The 8905-nt window shown below is 44.4% G+C and carries 6 protein-coding genes; 5 read left to right on the top strand and 1 reads right to left on the bottom strand.

All coding sequences use genetic code 11. The features are described 5' to 3' along the window. The first annotated feature begins 337 nt into the window (after nt 1-337). On the top strand, nt 338-2248 hold the full coding sequence (locus V4C51_RS16050) for a baculoviral IAP repeat-containing protein (protein WP_330927194.1): 1911 nt from the start codon (nt 338-340) through the stop codon (nt 2246-2248). Between the two features lie 131 nt (nt 2249-2379). On the opposite strand, the gene V4C51_RS16045 is transcribed toward V4C51_RS16050, so the two are convergent. After that, nucleotides 2380-4461 carry an ExeM/NucH family extracellular endonuclease gene (locus V4C51_RS16045; RefSeq protein ID WP_330927193.1) on the bottom strand — a complete coding sequence of 694 codons (2082 nt, stop codon included), beginning with the start codon at nt 4459-4461 and terminating at the stop codon, nt 2380-2382. Between the two features lie 178 nt (nt 4462-4639). On the opposite strand from V4C51_RS16045, the gene rsmG reads away from it, so the two are divergent. From rsmG to chrA, 4 genes are all read left to right on the top strand, one after another. Continuing rightward, nucleotides 4640-5281 (top strand): 16S rRNA (guanine(527)-N(7))-methyltransferase RsmG, encoded by a 642-nt coding sequence (gene rsmG / locus V4C51_RS16040; RefSeq protein ID WP_330927192.1) that lies wholly within the window; start codon nt 4640-4642, stop codon nt 5279-5281. Between the two features lie 19 nt (nt 5282-5300). After that, nucleotides 5301-6098, top strand: a complete 798-nt coding sequence (locus V4C51_RS16035; protein WP_330927191.1) for a ParA family protein — start codon at nt 5301-5303, stop codon at nt 6096-6098. A gap of 3 nt (nt 6099-6101) precedes the next feature. Further along, a complete protein-coding gene (locus V4C51_RS16030; protein ID WP_330927190.1) occupies nt 6102-7010 on the top strand; it encodes a ParB/RepB/Spo0J family partition protein in 909 nt (302 codons plus the stop codon). 599 nt (nt 7011-7609) lie between these two features. Beyond that, nucleotides 7610-8752 carry a chromate efflux transporter gene (gene chrA / locus V4C51_RS16025; protein ID WP_330927189.1) on the top strand — a complete coding sequence of 381 codons (1143 nt, stop codon included), beginning with the start codon at nt 7610-7612 and terminating at the stop codon, nt 8750-8752. Nucleotides 8753-8905: the final 153 nt, after the last annotated feature.

The raw sequence follows: 8905 nt of genomic DNA, 5'->3' as shown, positions 1-8905 counted from the left end.
CTAGGAGCCTGACCGAGAATAGCGCCCGTAGCGAGGATTGCGAGAAATTGAGGATAAAAATTTCTGCTTCTGAGGAAAATAGCGGGGCTATTTGATGAAGAAGCAGGAATTTTTAGATCAATTTATCGCAACCGCAGTAGGGCAGTCTATTCTCGGTCAGGCTCCTGGTGAAGATGACAACTGACTTTTACTGACGTGACGTAACTGACGAAAGGATGTGACGGAATTCTTTTAATCAAATTCTACTATCGAACATAGGATTGATTTTTTAATTATTTAAAGTCAACAAGTTAAAGAAACTGGTGGTGAAAGCTGGAAGCAGAAAAGAGGCTTATTTATGGCTTATGGATATTCTAATGGTGGGGGTTTATCGGGTTCCCGCCATAATCGCAATTTACAAAATCAAGTATCAGAACATTTACTCCAGCCAGGTAGTTCGGGTGCCAGCGCATCGATATTTAATTCACGAACTGTCACTGCGGCACCTTATTATCAGTGCCATATTAGCGGTAGTTTGGAACAATTTGATACATTAGATGCGTTACTTTCCAATCGTTATTTGTTACGGAATTTTAAAAGAAATATAGACTTATATTGTCCTGGGTTTGACATTTCTCTGAGTGACAGAGAGATTAAAGAAGCGATTGTTGCTGATACTAACTGTCGTCAATGCTTTCTGTTGATTAACGATATTGACACCATAAATCCCGTTTCTCAATCCCAAACTACCAACGAACGGGTTCCTGAAATGAGAGGTGACCCAATAAACGCTAGCCAGATTGTTTATAATAGTGACAGGTCAGAATATGAAAATCGTTTTTTCACATTCACCAGTGGCCGTTTTCGTAGATATCTCCGTGATTTTAGAACGACTAAACACGGCCATGATTATAGAAATTCCCTGAGATTGGCTGAAGCTGGATTTTATTTCTCTCCCGCCAGGAAAGAGGTTCGATGCTATTGTTGTGGAGGAGTTGTGAGGCCCGAGTTAGTTGAGGCCAGTGATAATGTTCTTCAAATGCACGGTAAGTTTTACCCTCAATGTAACTACCTTCTCGAGAGTCAGGGGCAGGCGTTTATTGATGATTGCCAAGCGCGCGTGACTTTCCTTGAACAGAGTCTGGTTGCTCAGCCACTTCCTGATACCCCAAAGTTATATCAACAGCCCGTGAGTGAGGGGGTAAGGCATAGAGATGAGATGGAGTTTCAGTCTGATGACGATAGAAGAAGAATTTATGAAGGGCAAATTCATGGGATAGGCTCTGAAGTGTGGGATCGAAGAAGAGAAAGAAGAGAAAGAATAGATGGAAATGACAACAGTGAAGTGACTCAATTTATGGGTAACAACACAGGGACTGACTGTAATACGTTTATCGAAAATCTTCGAGGGAAAATATCAGGCCGACAGCTTGACGCTTTGCAAAAACTCCATAGAAAGATTCAGCGGGCAAATTTTGGACGGGAGGAGTTTCAGCAATCTTTTGCACAAATCCTTCAGAGCCTCGGTGAATATCCTGACGGTTTGCTAGGTGAAATTGCTGAAGAAATTACCGCTACGATTAACGCCGCTGAAGAAACAGATTGTCAGGATCATACATCGGAAATTATTGATCAGATTAAAACACGGATGCTCTTTGTCGCATTAAGTCAAGATCTTAATCGTGAGAACAGACCCTTCTCACTATTGCAGTTACTGTGTAAATTAAAATTATTCTTCAATGAGAGTGTTTTGTTCAAAACACTTGGAGAAATTCGCTTTAATGATGGAACGCCTTTGATTGCCTCCAGGGAGTCAACCGAAATTAGAGGTTATGTTAAGAATCACCTGGCAGAAACAGTGTGCAAGTTTCCAGAAAATCACATTACACAACGTTATTCTACCATCGGTCAATTACCTTATGACGTCATGGAAAGGTTTAAGTATCAATTTTTAATCAGTAGTAATAATCAGGCTGATTTCATTAACTATCTCCAGAAAATTCTGGAATCCGATAGTGGGTTTTTAAATTTTATCAAGCAGCATGATGAAAACTTTTCTGTCAGTCACTCTAAAGCGGAAAGTAACGCTGAGTTATTGATGGAGAGTTTGAACGCTGATTTTGCCAGAGAAACGGAGCAGGAATTACTGGAAGAAGCATCGAATGTTGCCCAGACTCGTCAACAGTGGCTAGAAGAAAATATTGAAGAGTTTGTCAATGTAAAGGTTAGAGAACACTGGTATAGTATTGTCATGGAAACATCAATGTAGTGCTTTTTCTAGGACAGCCTCTAACAAAATTCTATCATTAATGCCTGCTTTCATTGCCACAGGTGGAGTAATCTCATATTGGCAGTCAAATAATGTAATACGCCATTACTATTGCAATGGCGTACATTTATCTATTCATTAGCAAAGCTGATATCTATCACCAAAGGGTCATGATCCGAAGAACGGAAGGCGTTATCAGCGTATAGAGATTGTAATTTATCTTCTGGTTTGTATTTTATTGTGTAGTCCAGCAGGTTGGATTCAGCAGCGTTAATGTGCCATTCCTGTACGTTAACGATGTTTTCCAGAAATGCCGGGGAAGCCAGAGCATGGTCGAGATTACCTAGTTCACCGTTGTATGAATAAGAATACGTTTTCTTGTATGGTTGCGTGTAGGGCATCAGATTTACATAGCCAAACGAAGGCGCCAGTTCTTGATCCTCTTCGCCCATGGGCTTGCCGTCCAGAAATAAGTGACTTGCCGGTTTTAATGGCCTTTGCGCTTCATCATTATTGGTTAGCAGAAGCATAGGGTCTTCTTGCGTATACGCGTTAAAGTCACCAATAAGCAGAAGGTGATCACTATCAGGGTTGAATCGTTCTTTTAAGTGTTTCCCAAGTTCGTTGACGGCAGAGATACGGAAAGAGTTGCAGTGCTCCTGACCGTCTTCTACCAGATTTTCTGGTTCGTCTTCCCAGCAGCCAGAGCCTTTTGATTTAAGATGACTGACAACGATAGTGAATTCAGTGCCTGATACATTATCGGCGAAGGTTTGGACAAAAGAAGGGCGTTGGGCTTGTACGATTTTCTCCTTGTCAACGTTGATAAAGTGCTGAGTAGGTAAGGTAATAATGCTGGACTTACCAACGCTACTTATTGTTTTTTTGTCGTATAATAATCCTGTAGTGATTGCATCGGTGCCGATTTGACCGTTGTCCTGTCCTGTATAGTCAACGAATGTGTATTCTCGATCACTTTTGTCATTAAGACCATCAACCAGATCCTGAATGGCACTGTGTTCACCAAAACCATCATTTTCGATTTCCATCAGTCCGACGATATCGGCATCCATACTGGTGATGGCATTGATAATCTTATCTTTCTGGCGAGTAAACAGTTCAGCTGAATCAGCCCCACGGCTTTCATGTTGGTTTCCATTTGCATCAATGGCTTCTGACTCGTCAAAATCAACTTTACCTTCAGAGATATAGAGACCATTAAAGTAGTTCAGCACATTCATGCTGGCGACGCGTAGCTGACTCTCTTGTCGCTCTGGAGGGGCTCTTCTGGGACTGATCCCTTCGCCAAAGGTTATATCAACAGTCGGTATAACTTGTACTTTTCCGTACGCATAGCGGGCAACACCTATAACGCTATCGGCTGTATTTCCTACGCGAATAGGGTTTTCAGCGCTAAATTCCGGGTAGTAAGTGAAATCACCAGTGTTTTGTGAGCTGATGCCGTCATCGATTATTAAACGACTATTATCGTTTTTAAGTTGCTCGGCAACAGCTTTGTGAGACTCGGCAGGGTAAAGATTAGTGGGCTTCCACAGAGGGCTGTCTTTAGCAAGCTCAATTTCACCATAACGACCAAAGTTATAGTTGTCTGTGATGTACCATGTATTGTTGGCTAACTGAATGAGCATGCCTTCGTATAGATTGTGGATATCATCAAGGGTTATGTCATCGGTTATCAGGTGTGGCGTTGCCTGCCAGCCTGTGTTATCCAGTTTTATTGTGTCGTCTGATGAGGTTATACGAAGTTGTGTTTCACTATATACTTCATAAACCTCACCGGTAATTTCTACGGCGTCTCCAACAGTAAACTCTGTGGCCAGCTCTTCTTTACTGTTGTTGCAAATCATCAGACCATTAGAGGTAGCGGGGTTTTTTGTAACCTGGTCAGCGGTTTGAATAAAGTAAACCCCTTTACAGACTTCATCTCCTTGATAGTCGTCAAGATTTAATCGAGGAGCCAGGGCTGTCACAACCCCGGAAACGGTGAAGGTTTTTCCATCAATAGGGCTTTGGACAAAATTACCTTCATCATCATAGCCGGCCTTACTCTGTTGCTGAATCTCGCTGATGGTTGAAAAACTTTTGTTACCGTTATCGTTATTATCAGAACTACAGCCCACAATGGCCAGAGCCAGTGTTGATACTGCAAAAAGGCGATTTACCGGGTAAAGGTTTGAGGCATCGAAGTGCATAGAGTGTCTCGAGTAAAGGCGATTATAGGTGTTGTAGCCATTTGTTCAATGGCTCAAAAATACCCGGTTTTTTTTACACTTTGATGTCGGTTTGATGTCAGAATAAGGCTTGATGCGTTTGTGTTCTCATAGTAACCAAGCCTACAATCTGCCGCTATACTTCTTATCGGATTGTGACATGTCCTCACCCTCTCAACTACACCATCAGATATGCCAGGGCGCAGAGATACTGGGTTTTTCCTTGTCGGAACAACAGGCTGAACGACTCACGCAGTATGTTGCGTTGCTGGCAAAGTGGAATAAAACCTATAATCTGACGGCTGTTAGAAACCCTGTGGAAATGGTGTCACGTCATATTCTCGATAGTTTAAGTGTTATCCCTCACGTTAAAGGCGACAACATTCTGGATGTGGGATCAGGTCCTGGGCTACCCGGCATACCTTTGGCTATTATGTACCCTGAGCGACAAGTTACAACACTGGACAGCAACGGTAAAAAAACCCGTTTTATGACGCAGGCAAAGCTGGAGTTGGGTTTAAATAACCTGAGCGTGGTTAATGCCAGGGTAGAAGCATACACGCCAGAGAGATTATTTGATGAAATTACGACCCGTGCCTTTAGCTCTTTATTGGCGATGGTGCAGGGAACAAAGCATCTTTTGCGTCAATCAGGTGTTTATCTGGCCATGAAAGGGCTATATCCTGAGGAAGAGCTTACTGAGCTGACGGCAAACACTGCTACTGAGCTGGTAGAGTCCATCTCCCTGCGGATTCCAGGCAGTGAAGGTGAGCGTCATATTGTGATTTTGCGTAATAAGTAACAAACGGTGGCAGGCGGTTGTGGGAAAAATTCTTGCGATAACCAATCAGAAAGGGGGAGTGGGAAAGACTACTTCCAGTGTCAATCTGGCGGCGTCCCTTGCGGCTTCAGGAAAGCGGGTATTACTGCTGGACCTTGATCCTCAGGGAAATGCCACAATGGGTAGTGGGGTTAACAAGCATAACCTTGATAAGTCGATGTATCATGTACTGACAGGTCGTAGTCCGCTGGAAGACGTTATCTGCCGTGGCGAAGGCGTTGAGTTTGATGTCCTTCCATCCAATGCTGATTTGACAGCAGCTGAAGTCGAAATGATGACAATGGATAATAAAGAGTCCATCCTGAAACATGTACTCGAGACAGTATTGGACAAGTATGATTTTATCCTGATTGATTGTCCTCCGTCGCTTAACATGCTAACTGTGAATGCGATGGTAGCAGCAAGAGGGGTCATTATTCCCATGCAGTGTGAGTACTATGCGCTGGAGGGATTAACGGCTTTAATGGACACCATCACCGGTATTCGAAAAACGATTAACCCGGATTTACATATTGAAGGTTTGCTGCGGACGATGTACGACCCTCGCACCAGTCTGACAACGGAAGTCTCACGTCAGCTGATCAGCCACTTTGGCGATCAGGTGTATAAAACCGTGATTCCTCGCAATATCAGGCTGGCAGAAGCTCCAAGCCATGGCAAGCCGGTGTTGGCATACGACAAAAACTCCCGGGGCGCTATTGCCTACCTCGCTTTAGCAGGTGAACTGCTGAAAAAGCATGAATCCGGTCTGGCTGGTAAGAAAACAGGGATGCGTTAAATTATGGCAAAGCAACGTTTAGGTACTAACCTCAATGCATTGTTGGGGGGAGCAAATATCAATCCAACCATGGCTGAAGAGCTGTCGTCAGAAGCGTCAGCTGTTGGAAGCAGTAAGCAGGAGACTGAGCTGAAGCACCTGCCGGTAGAATTTATTTCACGGGGAAAATACCAACCTCGTCGTGATATGCACCCAGAGGCGTTGGAAGAGCTGGCTGAGAGCATTAAAGAACAGGGTGTGATGCAGCCTATTGTTGTCCGCTCTATTGCTGGCAATCGTTATGAAATTATTGCCGGTGAGCGTCGTTGGCGTGCAGCGCAAATTGCGGGTTTAGCGGATATTCCCGCTGTGATTCGTGATGTGCCCGATGAGGCCGCCATTGCCATGGCGTTGATTGAAAACATCCAGCGCGAAGACCTTAATCCCATTGAAGAGGCGGTGGCGCTTTCACGCCTGCAGAAGGAGTTTGAACTCACCCAGCAAGAGGTAGCACAGGCGGTTGGCAAGTCCAGAACGGCAGTAACCAATATTTTACGTCTTATGTCGTTAGGTTCTGAGGTCAAGAAAATGCTCGAGCATGGTGATCTGGAAATGGGACACGCCAGAGCACTGTTGACACTGCCTGAATCAGAGCAGCTGGAAGTTGCCCGCGTTATTGTCGCAAAAGGACTATCTGTTCGACAGACCGAATCCTTGGTGCGGTCACACCAGCAGAAAAATGACAAAAGTGGTAAACGTAAAAATAAAGTTGATCCTGACATTCGACGCCTTGAAGAGCAGTTAGCTGAAAAAATCGGGGCGAGAGTGGCTATTCAAAGTAACGCGAAAGGTAAGGGAAAACTGGTGATTTCCTACAACAGTAATGATGAGTTGGGTGGTATTTTAGCGCACATGAATGTGGTTCTTGATTGAGCTGGTGAGCTGTGTGATGATTGCGATCTGCTACCAATAGCCTGTTCTAACTACCCTTTACGCGAATAATCTGAATGTTGGTTTTGCGTTGAAACGCCTGATAATACCAGGGTTTACTCGTTATTTCGCTTTCTTCTGACGTCCAGCTTGCCATGATTATTACGGTAGCTAGAAAAGGCCATTGGTATTATTTCTGAACAGGGGGAGGACTCAAAGCAAAGCTAAGGCAGTCTTAAAAGTCATGCTCCTACCGCGGCTACGATAAATGGGTCTAAAAAGTCGCTTTTGTTCGTCAAATAGTCCCGCTATTCTCCTCACAAAAGCAACTTTTTATCCGCCATTTCTCGCAGTCCTCGCTACGGGCAGACTTTTAAGACTGCTTCTAAGGTGGTAGGAAAAATCATGTTTTATGTCGTTAAAGTTATCTTCTGGATCGAAATGCAAAGGGCTGTGTACTTTTTTCGTTAGCGATGATTTTCCATTGGTACTGGGGGAAATTCACCGGAAATCGGCCTGCTTGTCATGACAGGGGTGGATATATGACTTTTTAGGTATTCTATTCTTGTTTTGCTGGCAGGTTAACCACAAGATTGAAGATAATGTTCTCGCTATTTAAAACCTTTTTCTTACTTGGCTGGGTGAGCTTTGGTGGCCCCGCGGCTCACATTGGCTACTTTCGGCAAACCTTCGTTGAGAAGCTCAACTGGCTTAGCGATGAGGAATACGCTCAGTTAGTCGCATTAAGTCAGTTTCTTCCTGGCCCAGGCTCAAGCCAGGTGGGCTTCGCGGTTGGGTATAAAAAAGGTGGGGTACTCGGTGGTATTCTTGCCTTTATTGGCTTCACGCTTCCCTCCTTGATCATCATGCTAGTCTTGGCAACACTTAGTGCAGAGTTAACCGACTTCACTTGGTTTGACTCTGTTATTCATGGCTTAAAACTCTTAGCTGTGGTGGTGGTTGCAGACGCTACCTGGGGGATGTACAACAATTTCTGTAAAGAAAAAGTAGGGTTGGCACTGTTTGTCTTTACTGCTATCGCTCTACTTATTTTTCCAGGTATTGCTACTCAGATCGCCGTACTGATCATCGCCGCGCTCATTGGTATGCGCGCATTACAATCAGAGAACCAACCATCACAAGGTCGCTTCAAAGCCAACTGGACTCCCCTGATTGTTTTCTTTGCTCTGTTTGCGGGTTTGCCATTTGTCGCCCATTTAAGTTCAGAGCTCGATATTTTTAACAGTTTCTTCCAAGCAGGTAGCCTGGTATTTGGTGGCGGTCACGTTGTTCTTCCACTACTACAAAACTTGGTGGGCGATCAGCTAAGTCCTGATGCATTCCTGACTGGTTATGCTGCCGCACAAGCAGTGCCAGGCCCGATGTTTACCTTTGCGACGTATCTTGGATATGACCTGATGCCAAATATGCCTGTCTTTGGTGCACTCATGGCAACATTGGCTGTATTCCTACCTGGTTTTCTGTTGTTGCTTGGAGTTCTTAAGCACTGGAATCAGCTAGCTGCGATACCAAAAGTCAGCGGTGCGCTAAAAGGGGTGAATGCTGCGGTCGTCGGCTTGCTACTTTCTGCTGTGTATCAGCCTGTGTTCGCGAGTGCGGTTTTGTCTGGTGTAGATTTTGCCGTCGTGGTTCTGGGGCTTTATCTACTAAAACATAAGAAATTACCCATCGTGTGGATGGTAGCTCTGTTCATTGCTATAGGCTTTGGGTTTACCATGATCTAATTGCTCTTATTACCTTACCCTGGGAGGTCTGTCGGACTTATGCTCGAAAGCATGAGTCCGACAGGCTCCTAGGAGCCTGTCCGAGAATAGACTGCCCTACTGCGGTTGCGATAAATGGGTCTAAAAATTCCTGCTTCTTCGTCAAATAGCCCC

This window comes from Candidatus Sororendozoicomonas aggregata, from assembly GCF_031528575.1.
Classification (GTDB): domain Bacteria; phylum Pseudomonadota; class Gammaproteobacteria; order Pseudomonadales; family Endozoicomonadaceae; genus Endonucleibacter; species Endonucleibacter aggregata.
This window is presented reverse-complemented; position numbering and strand designations above follow the sequence as displayed.

Coding starts and splice junctions, on each gene's coding strand:
- V4C51_RS16050 (WP_330927194.1), top strand. CDS start 338: ATGGCTTATGGATATTCTAATGGTGGGGGTTTATCGGGTTCCCGCCAT.
- V4C51_RS16045 (WP_330927193.1), bottom strand. CDS start 4,461: ATGCACTTCGATGCCTCAAACCTTTACCCGGTAAATCGCCTTTTTGCA.
- rsmG (WP_330927192.1), top strand. CDS start 4,640: ATGTCCTCACCCTCTCAACTACACCATCAGATATGCCAGGGCGCAGAG.
- V4C51_RS16030 (WP_330927190.1), top strand. CDS start 6,102: ATGGCAAAGCAACGTTTAGGTACTAACCTCAATGCATTGTTGGGGGGA.
- chrA (WP_330927189.1), top strand. CDS start 7,610: ATGTTCTCGCTATTTAAAACCTTTTTCTTACTTGGCTGGGTGAGCTTT.